The sequence below is a fragment of the Streptomyces sp. NPDC005728 genome (assembly GCF_040630895.1).
Lineage (GTDB): Bacteria > Actinomycetota > Actinomycetes > Streptomycetales > Streptomycetaceae > Streptomyces.
Genome location: NZ_JBEXYL010000076.1, coordinates 1 through 15,262, shown reverse-complemented (window position 1 = coordinate 15,262; position 15,262 = coordinate 1). Strand labels below are relative to the sequence as shown.

Annotated in this window: 11 protein-coding genes and 1 pseudogene; 9 read left to right on the top strand and 3 right to left on the bottom strand. The window is 69.8% G+C overall.

What is annotated here, in order from left to right; all coding sequences use genetic code 11:
- Positions 1-4 precede the first annotated feature (4 nt).
- From ABZ471_RS35580 to ABZ471_RS35570, 3 genes are read left to right on the top strand one after another with little or no spacing between them, the layout of a single operon-like run.
- The gene (locus tag ABZ471_RS35580; RefSeq protein ID WP_359072414.1) at positions 5-763 is read left to right on the top strand and encodes a CoA transferase subunit A; all 759 of its coding nucleotides are present in this window, start codon (positions 5-7) and stop codon (positions 761-763) included.
- A complete protein-coding gene (locus tag ABZ471_RS35575) occupies positions 760-1,413 on the top strand; it encodes a CoA transferase subunit B (protein WP_359072412.1) in 654 nt (217 codons plus the stop codon). The genes ABZ471_RS35580 and ABZ471_RS35575 overlap by 4 nt, the downstream gene beginning before the upstream one ends.
- Positions 1,410-2,600, top strand: a complete 1,191-nt coding sequence (locus tag ABZ471_RS35570) for an acetyl-CoA C-acyltransferase (protein ID WP_359072410.1) — start codon at positions 1,410-1,412, stop codon at positions 2,598-2,600. The genes ABZ471_RS35575 and ABZ471_RS35570 overlap by 4 nt, the downstream gene beginning before the upstream one ends.
- Before the next feature lie 18 nt (positions 2,601-2,618).
- Here ABZ471_RS35570 and ABZ471_RS35565 read toward each other — a convergent pair whose 3' ends face one another.
- A complete protein-coding gene (locus ABZ471_RS35565) occupies positions 2,619-3,488 on the bottom strand; it encodes a helix-turn-helix domain-containing protein (protein WP_359072408.1) in 870 nt (289 codons plus the stop codon).
- Positions 3,489-3,554: 66 nt separating this feature from the next.
- The gene (gene sbnA, locus ABZ471_RS35560; RefSeq protein WP_359072407.1) at positions 3,555-4,541 is read right to left on the bottom strand and encodes a 2,3-diaminopropionate biosynthesis protein SbnA; all 987 of its coding nucleotides are present in this window, start codon (positions 4,539-4,541) and stop codon (positions 3,555-3,557) included.
- A gap of 341 nt (positions 4,542-4,882) precedes the next feature.
- Here sbnA and ABZ471_RS35555 point away from each other — a divergent pair, with 341 nt between their 5' ends.
- From ABZ471_RS35555 to ABZ471_RS35530, 6 genes are all read left to right on the top strand, one after another.
- Positions 4,883-7,474: a Pls/PosA family non-ribosomal peptide synthetase gene (locus ABZ471_RS35555; protein WP_359072436.1), complete on the top strand. Its 2,592-nt coding sequence runs from the start codon at positions 4,883-4,885 to the stop codon at positions 7,472-7,474.
- A gap of 37 nt (positions 7,475-7,511) precedes the next feature.
- Positions 7,512-10,025 carry an amino acid adenylation domain-containing protein gene (locus tag ABZ471_RS35550; RefSeq protein WP_359072405.1) on the top strand — a complete coding sequence of 838 codons (2,514 nt, stop codon included), beginning with the start codon at positions 7,512-7,514 and terminating at the stop codon, positions 10,023-10,025.
- 23 nt (positions 10,026-10,048) lie between these two features.
- Entirely contained in the window at positions 10,049-11,053 is a 1,005-nt protein-coding gene (locus tag ABZ471_RS35545) for a TauD/TfdA family dioxygenase (protein ID WP_359072403.1), read from the top strand.
- 34 nt (positions 11,054-11,087) lie between these two features.
- Positions 11,088-12,122, top strand: coding sequence for a 2,3-diaminopropionate biosynthesis protein SbnB (gene sbnB / locus ABZ471_RS35540; RefSeq protein ID WP_359072401.1), 1,035 nt, complete (start codon positions 11,088-11,090; stop codon positions 12,120-12,122).
- Positions 12,123-12,470: 348 nt separating this feature from the next.
- A complete protein-coding gene (locus tag ABZ471_RS35535) occupies positions 12,471-13,940 on the top strand; it encodes an APC family permease (protein WP_359072399.1) in 1,470 nt (489 codons plus the stop codon).
- A gap of 11 nt (positions 13,941-13,951) precedes the next feature.
- The gene (locus ABZ471_RS35530) at positions 13,952-14,911 is read left to right on the top strand and encodes a hypothetical protein (RefSeq protein ID WP_359072398.1); all 960 of its coding nucleotides are present in this window, start codon (positions 13,952-13,954) and stop codon (positions 14,909-14,911) included.
- Between the two features lie 12 nt (positions 14,912-14,923).
- Here ABZ471_RS35530 and ABZ471_RS35525 read toward each other — a convergent pair.
- A pseudogene (locus ABZ471_RS35525) lies at positions 14,924-15,262 on the bottom strand (HoxN/HupN/NixA family nickel/cobalt transporter); the annotation flags it as partial.

The window sequence follows — 15,262 nt, the reverse complement described above, 5'->3', positions numbered from 1 at the left end:
CGGGATGGACAAGCTGATGGCCACGGCCGAGGAGGCCCTGGCGGACGTGACGGACGGACGGTCGTTCGCCGTCGGCGGCTTCGGACTGAGCGGTGTTCCCGAGGTCCTCATCGGCGCCCTGTACGAGAGCGGGGCGAGCGGTCTGGCGGTCGTGTCGAACAACTGCGGCGTCGACGGCCGTGGCCTCGGCATCCTGCTGGCCGCGGGCCGCATCGCCCGGGTCACCGGCTCGTACATCGGGGAGAACAAGGAGTTCGGCCGGCAGTACCTCGCGGGCGATCTGGAGGTCGAACTGACACCGCAGGGCACGCTCGCCGAGCGACTGCGAGCGGGCGGCTCCGGGATCCCGGCCTTCTACACTCCCGCCGGCGTCGGTACGCAGGTCGCCGAGGGAGGCCTGCCGTGGCGCTACGCCGCGGACGGATCGGTCGCAGTGGCCTCGCCACCCAAGGAGGTGCGGACCTTCGGCGGCGTGGACCACATCCTGGAGCACGCCATCACCACGGACTACGCGCTGGTCAGAGCCGCGCGCGGGGACCGGCACGGCAATCTCGTGTTCAACCGTGCGGCGCGCAACTTCAATCCGCTGGCCGCCATGGCCGGGCGGATCACCGTGGCAGAGGTGGAGGAACTGGTCGAGCCGGGCGCACTCGGCCCCGACGAGATCCATCTGCCGGGGGTGTTCGTGCAGCGTGTCGTGGCGCTGACGCCCCAACAGGCGGCCGACAAGGGAATCGAGAAGAGAACGGTGCGCGAGCGATGAGCTGGAGCAGGGACGAGATGGCGGCACGCGCCGCGAGCGAGCTGCGGGACGGCGACTACGTCAACCTGGGCATCGGGCTGCCCACCCGCGTGGCCGGCTTCCTGCCACCGGGCGTCGATGTCGTCCTGCACTCGGAGAACGGGCTGCTCGGCGTCGGGCCGTACCCGTCCCCCGACGAGGTCGACGCCGACCTCATCAACGCGGGCAAGGAGACCGTGACCGTACGGCCGGGAGCGTCCTTCTTCGACTCCTCGCTCTCCTTCGGCATGATCCGCGGCGGCCACATCGACACCGCCGTCCTGGGCGCGCTCCAGGTCTCGGTCCGCGGCGACCTCGCCAACTGGGCGGTCCCCGGAAAGATGATCAAGGGGATGGGCGGTGCGATGGACCTCGTCCACGGGGCCGGCCGGGTCGTCGTGCTCATGGAGCACCTGACGAAGGACGGCGACTCGAAGATCGTTCCGGAGTGCACGCTTCCGCTGACGGGCCGCGCCTGCGTGGACCGGATCATCACCGACCTGTGCGTCCTCGACGTCACGCCCCACGGGCTCGAACTCGTCGAAACCGCACCGGGCGTGACCGTACATCAGATAGCCGCCCGAACGCCCCTTACCGTCCGTCGCGAGAAGCCCGCTGGGAGCAATCGATGATCGAACGACCGCGTGACGTGTACGTCGTCGACGCCGTCCGTACCCCCTTCGGCCGCTACGGCGGTGCCCTGGCGGGCGTACGCCCGGACGACCTCGCCGCCGGTGTGCTGCGCGCCCTCGTCGACCGCAGCCCCGGCCTGGACCCCGCGCGCATCGACGACGTGCTGCTCGGCAACGCCAACGGCGCGGGCGAGGAGAACCGCGACGTGGCCCGCATGGCCGTCCTGCTCGCCGGACTCCCGGTCAGCGTGCCCGGAGCCACGGTCAACCGGCTGTGCGGATCCGGTATGGAAGCCGTCGTCCAGGCGGCCCGCGCCATCGCACTCGGGGACGCGTCCGTCGCGGTGGCGGGCGGTGTCGAGTCCATGAGCCGTGCGCCCTGGGTGCTGCCGAAGCCGGAGCGGGCCTTCCCGGCGAAGGACCAGCAGCTGTACTCGACGACGCTGGGCTGGCGGATGGTGAACCCGCGCATGCCCGCGGAGTGGACGATCCCGCTCGGCGAGAGCGCCGAACTCGTCCGCGCCAAGTACGCCGTCACCCGGGAGGCACAGGACGCGTTCGCCCTGGACAGCCACCGCAACGCCGCCCGCGCCTGGCGCGAGGGCCGGTACGCGGGCGAGGTCGTCCCCGTCGAGGGGGTGGACCTGACCCGTGACGAAGGCATCCGGGACGACACCTCCGGGGAGGCGCTCGCCCGGCTCAGGCCGGCCTTCACTTCGGACGGCACGATCACGGCCGGCAACGCCTCGCCGCTCAACGACGGGGCGGCCGCGCTGCTGCTCGCCGACGAGGACGGGCTCGCGGCGATCGGGCGCGAGCCCCTGGCCCGGGTGCGGGCGGCGGCGGTGACGGGCATCGAGCCGCAGTACTTCGGGCTCGGCCCGGTCGACGCCGTCCGCAAGGTGCTCGCGAAGGCGACGGTCGCTCCCGGAGATCTGCACACGGTCGAGCTGAACGAGGCCTACGCGGCCCAGGCGCTGGCCTGTCTGGCGGCACTGCCGGAACTCGACCCGGAGGTGGTCAACCCGCGCGGCGGCGCCATCGCCATCGGCCATCCGCTGGGTGCGTCGGGGGCCCGCATCGCCGGAGCGGTCGCGCACCAGCTGGCCGCCGCGGGCACCGGCACGGGCCTGGCGGCGCTGTGCATCGGCGTGGGCCAGGCACTGGCACTGGTACTGGAACGCTGAGGGGCGGCCCCGCCGTCCTCAGCCGGACCGGCGCAGCGCGGCCGGGGTGGTGCCCAGCCGGGTACGCATCACCCGGGTGAGGTGCTCCTGGTGGGAGAACCCGCAGGTGGCCGCCACCTCCGCAATCGGGGTGGAGCCGGTGCGCAGGAGCCGGCACGCAGCCTCCAGACGCAGGTTGAGCAGGAACTGGTGGGGCGACCGGCCTGTGCTCGCCCGGAACCTCCGGGTGAACTGGCTCGAGCTCAGCGAGGCCGAGGCGGCGAGGTCCGCGATCGGCAGCGGTTCGGCGAGGCGCTGCTCCATGAGCTCGCGGACGGCGGTGAGCTGCCGGTCGGACAGCCCGGACCGGTCGGGCGGGGGTGCGCTCGCGCCGACGCCGTGGCGGCGGACGAGCTGCGCGGCGAGCATTCCGGTCAGGTGGTCGGTGTACGTGCGGGCCGACGGCTCCCAGGAGCGGACCGTGCCCTCCAGCGCCAGCATGAGCTGTTCGGCGAGTGGATCGCTGGCCCCGAGCTCCTCGGACAGCTCCACAGGCCGCCCGCCGTTGGCGTCGCGCAGGGAGTCGTCCGTGAGGTAGGCGTGGATCGTCTCCAGGCGCCCGCCGAGCTCCACGGCGAGAGTCCGGCCGGCCGGCTGCAGGAAGAGCCCGCCGGCCGGTACCGTCCGCGACCGCCTGTCCGCACCCTGCCCCCGCCGTACGGTGACGGGGCCGCTGAGGTGCAGGATCAGCAGGTGGGTGGGGGCCGGATCGAACGCCGCGCGGTAGGGCTGCTCCTCCTGCGCGGAGAGATACAGCCGGTCCCATCCGAGCCCTGAGCTGCTGTGCCGTGCCCGCACACCGGGCTGTCGCAGGATGCCGACCGTGTCGGCCAGTCCGAGTTCCGTCATGGCGCGGCCTCCTCACGGCACCCATATGGTTGAAGGGTAAAGCAGAGTGGAGGGTGCCGAGAAGCGTCAGGCTGCCTGAGATGCCATGGCCGGCGACCGGGAGTCGAGGACGTCTTCGCCGTACAGGCCCCGCACCCAGGTGCTCTGGTAGATCGTCTCCAGGTACCGCTCACCGAGATCCGGGGCGATGGCCACCGCCGTCAGCTCCCGCCCCTCCTGGCGAGCCAGCCAGTCCATCGCGCCGCTGACCACCGTGCCGGTGGAGCCCCCGAACAGAAACCCACGCCTCGCCAGCGCGTGGCAGGCCCGGACGGTATCGGCCTCTTCCACGCGCACCACGTCGTCGACACAGGACTCGTCCAGCAGCGGGGGGCGCATGCTGGTGCCCAGGCCGGGAATCATCCGACGGCCGGGGGCACCCCCGAAGGTCACCGAGCCGATGGTGTCGACGGCCACGATGCGTACCGGCCGGTGCCACTCGCGGAAGTAGCGCGCGCAGCCCATCAGGGTCCCGGTGGTGCCGGCGCCGACGAACAGCACATCCAGGTCCGGGAACTGCCGGGCGATGGCCGGGGCGGTCCGCTGGTAGTGGGCCATGCCGTTGCTGGGGTTGGCGTACTGGTTGAGCCACACATAGCGCTCGCCGGAGGCGCACAGCGCGTGGACGTGGTCGATACGTGCACCCAGGAGCCCGCTGACAGGGTCGGGCTCGGTGATGACATGCACCTGACTACCAAAGGCCTCCATCATCATCCTGGTCGCCAGGTTGCAGCGGGAGTCGGTCACGCACAAAAAGCGGTATCCCCTGTGGGCCGCGATCACGCTCAGGGCCACACCCAGGTTGCCCGAGGACGACTCGACCAGAACCGAGTCCGGCGTCAGCAGGCCGTCACGTTCGGCAGCCTCGACCATTTCGGCGGCGGCCTTGAGCTTGATCGAGCCGGCGAAATTGAATCCCTCGCACTTGAGGAACAACGGGCGTTCAAAGATTCCCTCGAGGTCGACGTAGAGATCGTCCTCGTTGAAGTCCTGGGGGGCGGATATGACAGGCATGTCGTCTCCTCCGGAGGAATTCAGCGGCGAGCGACGACTCGCCGGATTTCCTCCAGTACGCCCGAACGGGAGCAGCTCTGTCATGCCACCGAAATTCGGGACTTGACACGCGAGCTGTGCGCGTATACGCGGCGGCCGAACGAGGGCATTCGAATCATCAGCCGTTTATCAAGGTCAGCTTTCGACGTCAAGTCCCGACATCAAGGAACAGGACAGGAACTCCCCCGACGGGCGTACTGGAGAGGCGGGCGTCACGAGTCCGTACGCACTGACCGAAACGCGCTCAAGGAGCTCTCGTGCTAGACGAAACGGCGGACGTAATTGCGGCAGATTCGGCCCGCATCACCTTCCAGGACGAGGGGACGGCCGGTTCGGCGGCCGGCGCCGAGAGGCTTCTGGCCGAGGTGCTGGCCGGTGTCGTACATGTGGAGCAGGTGTCGCCCCACAGTCATTTCTTCGACGACCTGGGCGCAGATTCCCTGGTGATGGCGCAGTTCTGTGCGCGGGTGAGGAAGCGGGAGGACCTGCCGACGGTGTCGATGAAGGACATCTACCGGTACCCCACCATCCGGAGCCTGGCCGTCGCACTCTCCGACGTCGCGCCCGCTCCCGTCCCGGCTCCGGCTCCGGCTCCGGCTCCGGTCGAGGAAGCCTCGGCAGATGCCGGGGCGCCGGCCGGTGCAGGGAATCCGGCAGATGCTGGAGCACGGGCCGATGCCGGGGCTGCGGCCGCCACACGGCGATACATCGTCTGCGGAATGCTCCAGTTCCTGTTCTTCTTGGGCTATTCCCTACTGGCCGCCTTCGCCACGACCGCGGGATACGCATGGATCTCCGCAGGCTCGGGCCTGTTCGACCTCTACCTTCGGTCGATCCTGTGCGCCGGCGTGGGATTCCTGGGGCTGTGCGCCCTCCCGATCGTGGCGAAATGGACACTCATCGGCCGCTGGCGAGCAGGCGAGTTCCCCCTGTGGGGCATGGCCTTTCTGCGCTTCTGGGTCGTCAGGACCCTGATCCGCACCAGCCCCCTGCGCCTGTTCGTCGGTTCACCGCTCTACGCGCTCTACCTCAGGGCGCTCGGCGCGCGGATCGGCAGCGGCGTCACGATCCTCACCCGCACGATCCCGGTCTGCACCGACCTGCTCACCGTCGGTGACGGTACGGTCATTCGCAAGAACGTGCTGCTGTCCTGCTACCGCGCCCACGGCGGCCTGATCCAGACCGGCCGGGTCACGCTCGGCAGCAACGTGCTCGTCAGCGAGCACACGGTCCTCGACATCAGGACCGGGATGGGTGACGGCGCCCAGCTGGGCCACTCCTCCTCCCTGCACGGCGGCCAGGTGGTGCCCGCAGGCGAACGCTGGCACGGCTCGCCGGCGCAGCCGACCGACGTGGACTACGGGAGGGTCGGCCCCGCCGACTGCCCCGCCCGGAAGAGGACCGCATACGGCGTTCTGCAACTGCTGAGCCTGCTGGTGGTGTGGCTGCCGCTGGCGACCGGCGCCGTGAGCGCCCTGCTGGCCGGTGTCCCGTTGCTTCACCCGCTGCTGAACCCCCGGACGGCCGCCGACCCGGCGCTCTTCGTCGATGCCCTGGTCATCTCCTTGACGGTGCTCTGCGGCTCGATACTCGTCGGCCTCCTGGCCGTGGGCACCGTGCCGCGTGTCCTCAATCGGACCATCGAGCCCGGCAGGCTCTATCCGCTGTACGGCTTCCACTACGGCGTCCAGCGGGTGATCGCGCTGCTGACCAACAGGAAGTTCTTCAACACGCTCTTCGGCGACAGCTCCGCCATCGTCCACTACCTGCGCTACCTCGGATACGACCTGTCCCGCATCGAGCAGACCGGGTCGAACTTCGGCACCGAGGTACAGCACGACAACCCGTACCTGAGCTCCGTCGGCACCGGCACCATGATCGCCGACGGACTGTCCCTCATGAACGCCGAGTTCTCCGGTACGGCCTTCCGCATGTCCCGCGCGTCGATCGGGCCCCGGAACTTCCTCGGGAACCAGGTCGCCTACCCCTCACAGGGCAGGACGGGCGACAACTGCCTGCTCGCCACGAAGGTCCTGGTCCCCGTCGACGGTCCGGTGCGTGAAGGCGTGGGCCTGCTGGGCTCACCCAGCTTCGAGATACCGCGCACCGTGCTGCGGGACAACAGGTTCCACCACCTGGAGACCGGCGAGGAGCTGCGCCGCCGCCTGTCCGCCAAGAACCGGCACAACGCCGTGACCGCCGCCCTGTACCTGCTGGCGCGGTGGAGCCACCTCTTCGTGATCACCCTCATCACCATGGGCGCCGCCCGCCTCTATCCCTCGCTCGGTGCACCGGCGATCGCCCTGGCCGGCGTTCTCACCTTCACGTTCACCGTCGTCCACTTCGCGCTGATCGAACGGGCCGCCACCGGCTTCAAGGCGCAGAAGCCGCTGTACTGCTCGATCTACGAGCCCTCCTTCTGGCACCACGAACGGTTCTGGAAGATGGCGTCGGTCGACTACATCCAGGCCTTCGACGGCACCCCCTTCAAGAACGTCGTCTGGCGGCTCCTGGGAGCCCGGATCGGCAAACGGGTCTTCGACGACGGCTGCTTCCTCCCGGAGCGCACCCTCGTCACCATCGGCGACGACAGCACGCTCAACGCCGGGACCGTGATCCAGTGCCACTCGCAGGAGGACGGCGCCTTCAAGTCCGACCGCAGCGCCCTCGGCAGCGGCTGCACCCTCGGGGTCGGCGCCTTCGTCCACTACAGCGTGACGATCGGCGACGGCGCCGTGCTCGCCCCTGACTCCTTCCTCATGAAAGGCGAGGAAGTCTCCCCGCACGCCCGGTGGGCGGGCAACCCGGCCCGGGACATGCCTGCCGACGAAATCACCCTCGGGGGCCGCCGGGAAACCGACGCACCCCACACCGCCCTAGCCCATGCCAACTGACGGCACGACACCACTTGCGAGCAGAGGAAACGACGCGATGTCAACGCATCCGACCCCCACCCGAAACGGCCTGGAGCACTGGCGCGGCGTACTGACGGCCGGCGGACTCACCCCCGCCCCACGATGGACCCTCCACCCGGTGCCCGGCGTGGACCAGTACGAGACACAAGCCCCCGAAGGCACCCTGACGGGACTGTGCCGGCTCGCGGACGAACTGGCGATACCGCTTGACTCGCTTCTGCTGGCGGCGCACGCCAAGGTGCTCGCGGCACTGTCCGCTGAGCAGGAGATCACCACCGGATTCGCCACCGAGGACGGCAGCCTGCTGCCCTGCCGACTCACCACCGCACCCGCCTCATGGCGGGAACTGCTGCACACCACTCATCAGGCGACCGCTGAACTGCCGGCGCACCAGGACGTTCCGGCCTCGGACATCGACCGTCTGCAGCGCGAACTGGGCCTGACTGGACCGTTGTTCGAGACGGTTCTCGATCCCGCCACGCTCGACGGGGACCTCACCGAGGACACCACACTGCGGGTGGGCATCCGGCACCACGACGGCCGACTCGTGCTGCGACTGCGGTACCGCACCGACAACCTCGACGCCGACAGCGCAGCCCGCATCGCCGGCTACCACCTGACCGCACTCGCGCTGATCACCGCCGACCCCGACGCCGAACACGCGCGCCAGAGCCTGCTGTCCGACGAGGAACTGCGCTTCCAGCTCGACCGACTGGCCGGACCTGAAAGGGAGTTGCCGAGCGCGATGGTCCACGAACTGTTCGAGGACCGGGTCCGGAGGCATCCGGATGCCGTCGCCGCCGTGCATGCAGGCCGGCAGTGGACCTATGCGGAGCTCAACGCCCGGGCGAACCGTGTGGCCCGCGCCCTCGCAGCACGCGGACTGGCCCGTGAAGACGTCGTCGCGGTGGTGACCGAACGCAACCTGGACTGGCTCGCCGCCGTCCTCGCGGTCTTCAAGGCCGGAGGCGCCTACCTCCCCGTCGAGCCGCACTTCCCGGCCGAACGCATCGCTGCCGTCCTCTCCCGCGCCGGCTGCACCCTGGTCCTGACCGAACCCGGCAGCACCGCCACCCTCGACCAGGCACTCGAGTCCCGGCCCGGAGTCGAGAGGCTCTTCGTCGAGGCGGCCTACGGAGAAGACCACGCGGACGACGATCTCGGCCTCCACGTCACGCCCGGCCAACTGGCCTACATCTACTTCACCTCCGGCTCCACCGGTGAGCCGAAAGGCGCGATGTGCGAACACGCCGGCCTGCTCAACCACCTCTACGCCAAGATCGACGACCTCCGGATCGGCGAGGGGCAGGTGGTCGCCCAGACCGCACCGCAGTGCTTCGACATCTCCCTGTGGCAGTTGCTGTCAGCCCTGCTGACCGGGGGGCGGACCCTGCTGGTCGAACAGGACGCCGTCCTCGACGTCCCCCGGTTCCTCGACACCGTCACCGACGGCAGGGTCACCGTCCTGCAGCTCGTGCCCTCCTATCTCGAAGCCGTCCTGACCGAGCTCGAACAGCGCCCCCGGACGCTGCCCGACCTGCGCTACCTGTCGGTCACCGGCGAGGCGCTGAAGAAGGAGATCGCCGAGCGCTGGTTCACCGCCCAGCCGCGGATCCCGCTGGTCAACGCCTACGGCCTCACCGAGACCTCGGACGACACCCATCACGAGGTCATGCACCGTGCGCCGGAACGCATCCTGCTCGGCCGCCCGGTCAACAACGTGCGCATCTACGTCGTGGACGAACACCTCGTACCCGTACCGCTGGGGGCCCCCGGTCTGATCGCGTTCTCCGGGGTCTGTGTCGGGCGCGGGTACGTCAACGATCCCGAACGCACCCGAGCCGCCTACCTGGCCGATCCGCACCGCGCCGGCACGCGGCTCTATCTCGGCGGCGACTACGGGCGGTGGCATCCTTCGGGGAAGCTGGAGTTCCTCGGCCGCCGCGACGCCCAGGTCAAGATCCGCGGGTTCCGGATCGAGATCGGCGAGGTCGAGAACGCCCTGCTCCGGATCCCCGGTGTCCGCGACGGCGCAGTGGTGGTGGCCGAGCGCGCCGATCAGAGCAAGCACCTGGTCGCCTTCTACTGCGCCGCGCAGCCCGTCGACACCGGGGCCCTCACCGACCGGCTGGGTGCGTCTCTGCCCGCCTACATGGTCCCGGCGGCCTTCCACTGGCGCGCCGGCCTGCCGCTGACCGCCAACAGCAAGATCGACAAGAAGGCACTGACAGCGCTCGCCGCAGAACTCGCCACCAGCGAGGACGACCACGAGGCGGCGGCCACACCGACCGAGCGGCGGTTGGCGGCCGCGTGGGGTCACGTTCTCGGCGTGCCACCGGACCGTATCGGACGCCGCGACCACTTCTTCGACCGCGGCGGCACCTCCCTCTCGGCGGTGAAACTCGCCGTGGCCCTGGACCGCGCCGTGTCCCTCAAGGACGTCATCGCCCACCCGGTCCTCACCGACCTCGCCGCCCTGGTCGACACCCGGGTCGAGCGCCCCACCACCCAACCCGTGACCTGCTCCTGAACCGCATCGAAAGGAAGAGCACCATGTCCTACGCAATCCCTGCGTCGCTTCTCAAAGTGGACCTGAACCCCGGCAAGACCCCGATCCTGCACGTGGACACCCCCGGCAACGCGTCGGCCTGGGCAGCCGATCACCGCCACGCACTGCGCACCCTCGCCGCCGAGCACGGCGCGCTCCTCGTCCGAGGCCTGTATCTGCGCGACGCGGACCGGGCCTCCGGCGTCCTCCGAGGCCTGGCCCCGGCCCTGATGACCGACAGGGAAGCCTTCGCCCCCCGCCGGATCCACACACCGGGCGTGTACTCCACCTCGGCATGGCCACCGAACCAGCCGATGTGCATGCACCACGAACTCAGCTACACGCTCCAGCCCCCTGGCCTCATGCTGTTCGCCTGTCTGACCGCACCCACGACCGGCGGAGCCACCGCCATCGCCGACGCCGCCGCCGTCCTGGAGGCGCTTCCCATCGAACTGGTCCAACGCTTCGAACAGGAAGGCTGGCTGCTCTCCCGCACCTACAACGACGAGATCGGCGCCCCCTACAGCGAGGCCTTCGGCACCGATGACCGCGGGGCCGTCGAGGACTACTGCCGCGCAGGCGGCATCGAGTGCGACTGGCAACCCGACGGCAGCCTGCGCACCCGGCAGCGCCGCCCCGCCGTGACGGTCCACCCGGTCACCGGCCGCCGCTGCTGGTTCAACCAGGTCGCCTTCCTCAACGAATGGACGATCGAACCCGAGATCCGCGAATACCTCGTCGACGTCTACGGCGCCGAGTCGCTGCCCTTCAACACCCGCTTCGGAAGCGGCGACCCCATCGGCCCGGACATCATCCAGCTCCTCAACAACACCTACGCCGCCCACACCGCCCGCGAGCCGTGGCGGGCCGGCGACCTCATGCTCGTCGACAATGTGCGCACCGCACACAGCAGGGAGGCCTTCCAAGGACCACGTGACGTGCTCGTCGCCATGGCCGAGCCGCTGAGCCCGGCCCCGTGGCCGCAGGCCGGCGAGACGAGCACCGGATGACCCCACGCCCGCCCCCACGCCATCGGAGCCCGCCATGTCCCAGCCGCACACCGTGCCACCGTTCGCAGTGATCTCCGGCGCCCAGGTCCAGCGCGCCCTGCAGGACCGGGAAGCGCAGATCGTGGACCTCGTCGAGGCCACCTACCGGCTGCACGCCGCCGGGGAGTCGGTCAACCCTCCCTCCTACTTCCTGCGCTTCCCCGACCGCCCCGCCTCCCGGATCATCGCGCTGCCCGCCTCGATCGGCGGACAGGTGCGGGTGGACGGCCTCAAATGGATCTCCAGCTTCCCCGACAACGTCCAGGCCGGCATCCCCAGGGCGTCCGCCGTCCTGATCCTCAACGATCACGACACCGGGTACCCCTTCGCCTGTCTGGAGAGCTCCATCGTCAGCGCCACCAGAACCGCCGCATCCGCGGCGCTGGCCGCCGACCGTCTCACCCGCAACCGGCAACGCCCCACCCGCATCGGGTTCTTCGGTACGGGCCTGATCGCCCGCTACATCCACACCTTCCTGGCTGCCCTGGGCTGGTCCTTCGACGAGATCGGCGTCCACGACCTGTCCCGGCGCAGTGCAGCGGGATTCAGCGACTACCTGCAGCAGACCGGCACCGCCGCACGGATCACCGCGCACGACAACCCCGAGGACCTCATCCGTGCCAGCGGCCTCGTCGTGTTCGCCACCGTCGCGGGCGCGCCGCACGTCAGCGACCCGGCCTGGTTCGGCCACAACCCGACGGTCCTGCATGTGTCCCTGCGCGACCTGGCGCCCGAGATCATCCTCGCCTCGACCAACATCGTCGACGACGTCGAACACTGCCTCAAAGCCGACACCTCCCCGCATCTGGCCGAACAGCTCACCGGCAACCGCGACTTCCTGCACGGCACACTGACCGACGTCATGAGCGGGCGAGTGACACCCCCCACCGACCGGCCCGTGGTCTTCTCGCCGTTCGGCCTCGGAGTACTCGACCTCGCCGTCGGCAAGTACGTCTACGACGAGACGGCCCGCTCCGGACAGCTCAACGTCATCGAGGACTTCTTCCACGAGTTGCGCCGGCACGGGTGACCGGCCCGCCTCCCTCATGGCCTTTCCGGTGGAAGTGCCCCTCGGGCACCGGCGTGCCCGGCTGCGCCGGATCGACCACCCAGCCGACTGATCGGTATCCGAACCGGTCAGCGCACATTACCGGTTGGTCATCTTGAAAGGTCATTGCGTGCCGCTATCATCGCACCCACACTCGGTGACCGTCCGCCGACACTCGGCAGCACGGTGTGTCCACCACCCCCGTTCTTCCTGACCGGCTCCCGGCCCGAAGCCATCCCCTTTCGGGTGCGAGGCGGGTCCACACCCCCCACCCGCACGCCGTCGGGCCAGGCGCCCGTGCGCCGTGCACAACCTGAAAGCGGCACGACCATGAGCAACAACAGGGGCAGAGGGCTCCAGGCCAATGTCCTCGGTACGTTCGACACCGTGGTGATGGCGGTGGCCGGCAGTGCACCGGCGTACTCGCTGGCCGCGACCACCGCCGTCCTGGTCGGCGCGGTGGGACTGGCCAGCCCGGCCGCCCTGCTGTACTGCGCGATACCCATGCTCGGCATCGCCCTGGCGTTCAGTTACCTGAGCCGCATCGACGTCAACGCGGGCGCAAGTTACTCCTGGGTGGGCCGTACCCTCCACCCGTTCCTGGGCTTCATCAGCGGCTGGGCCCTGGTGATCTCGGCGACCATCTTCATGGTGGCCGGATCCCTGCCCGCCGGGTCGATGACACTGGCCCTCTTCGACGAGAAGCTCGCGGACAACACAGCGCTGTCCACGGTGGTCGGCGCGGCATGGTTCCTCGTCATGCTCGGCGTGGTGCTCGGCGGCGCCCGGCTCACCGTACGCGCCCAACTCCTGATGTCCGGTGTGGAGTTGGGCATCCTGGCGCTGTTCGCGGTGCTCGCCGTCTTCCATACGGACAACGCCCGTGCCTTCGACTGGTCCTGGCTGGGCTTCTCGCACTTCGACGGCGTGTCCGGCTTCGCGTCCGGTGCGCTGCTCGCCGCGTTCTATTACTGGGGCTGGGACGTCACCAGCAACCTCAGCGAGGAGACCCGCAACAGCCGCCGTACGACCGGACTGGCGGGCCTGATCGGGGTCGGCATCGTCTTCCTGCTGTTCGAGGTGTTCACCATCGCGGTGAACATCATCCTGTCCTCCCAGCAGATCGAGGACAATGACGCCAACGTACTCGCGGTACTCGGCGATGAGATCTGGCCCGGCTGGGGCGGCAAGCTGCTCATAGTGTCCGTGATGCTGTCCACCATCGCCACCCTGGAGACCACACTCATCCAGGTCACACGCTCACTGTTCGCGATGGGCCGCGACCGCACGATGCCGGCCGCGCTCGGCCGAGTCCACCGCACGTGGAACACCCCCTGGGTGGCGATCGTGGTGGTCGGCGCCGTGGCGCTCGCGATGTTCATCGCCTCCAACGCACTCGGCTCGGTCGGCGAGATCCTCTCCGACGCCATCTCGGCGATCGGCCTGCAGATCGCCGTCTACTACGGCCTCGCCGGACTAGCCGTCGTCGTCGCCTACCGCAAGATGCTGCTCAAGTCCGTGGGCAACTTCCTCCTCGGCGGACTCTGGCCACTGTTCGGCGCCCTGTTCATGTTCTGGATCTTCGTCGAGTCACTGGGCGAACTGGACGGCGCCGCCATCGGCATCGGCATCGGCGGACTCGCCGTCGGCCTCGTCCCGATGCTCTGGTACTGGCGCCAGGGCAGCGACTACTACCGCCCCGCGAAACTGGACGCCACCCACGCCGTGGAGGCGGACTACGTTCCCGACGGCGCCGGTGCACCGTCGCGGCTGCACGAGGGTCTCCCCACCGACTTCTGAGGGAGATCCCGATGGCGCGAGACCGTTTCACATCCGATTTCGACCCCGACTGCGGGGACGCGCCGCTCACCTCCGCCCGGCAGGACATCGTCATCGGCCGCTGGCAGGGCGTGCGGGACCTGCTGTGGGTCACGGGCGACGAACCGACGGTGCGCGGGCACCGGGTTCGGCTGCTGGCGCAGGCCTGCGCGGGCAGTTCGACGGTGGAGTCGTGGCTGGCCGCCGAACCGGGCAATGCCGACGCGCAGGTGCTGCGTGCGGCGACGGAGACGGCCCGGGCGTTCCACCTGGCCATCACCGCCGGGCGGGGCGTGCCGATCGACCGGGACCGTATCGACAGCGCGGTCCTGGCCTGCCTGCACGCCACCGACGCCTGCCCCGAGGACCCGACTCCATGGGTGTCGCTGATCTCCGTCGCGCGGCTGTACCCGACGGGCGTACGGCGCCGGGAACTGGCCCGCTGGTGGGACGAGTTGCACCGGCGGGACCCGTACAGCGTGGAGGGTCATCTTCAGGTCCTGCACTACTACTCGGCCCGCTGGCACGGCACGCACGGCCTGATGTACGACTTCGCCCGCGACGCGGCCGGGGCGGCGCCTGCCGGCTGCCCGCTACCGGTGCTGGTGCAGTACGCCCGGGTCGAGGAGTACCGCTACGCCCTCGACGGCGCCCACGGCCGGCGGGGCTCGGTGGGCCTCGGCCAGCACTGGGACCACGACGGCGCGGTCAACGACGTGCGGCGCACGTGGGAGCGCTGGGTGCGGGCCCGCCCGGACAGCAACGTGGCCCCGACGGAGCTGCGGGACCTGAACCACCTGGCGCACGCGGCCTGTCTGGCCGGCACCCCGGACATCGCCGCGGCCCTGCTGCGCATGCTGGGCCGGCGTGCCACCCGGACCCCATGGTCGTTCACGGGCGATCCGGACCAGCAACTGACCAAGTGGCGGAAGGAGTTGGGGGCGCGGGGGTAGGCGTGGCAGGTGCTAGTCGGCGGGCTGTTCGGCCGGGCCTGACAGTCCGGCCGACCACTTCTCCTCGATGCGGCCCGCCTTCCACACCAGCAGGGCGATCGCCCAGGTGGCGAAGAACAGGCCGACGATGACGAAGCCGACCGTGTTGAGGTCGAGGCCGGCGATCCAGTCCCAGAACGCACCGTGCAGGTCCAGCTTGTCGGCAAGCAGGCCGAGGAGCTCGACAGTGCCGATGATCAGGGCGACGGCGACGGACAGGCCGGTGATGGTGAGGTTGTAGTAGACCTTGCGGACCGGCTTGGAGAACGCCCAGCCGTAGGCGAAGTTCATGAACGAGCCGTCGATGGTGTC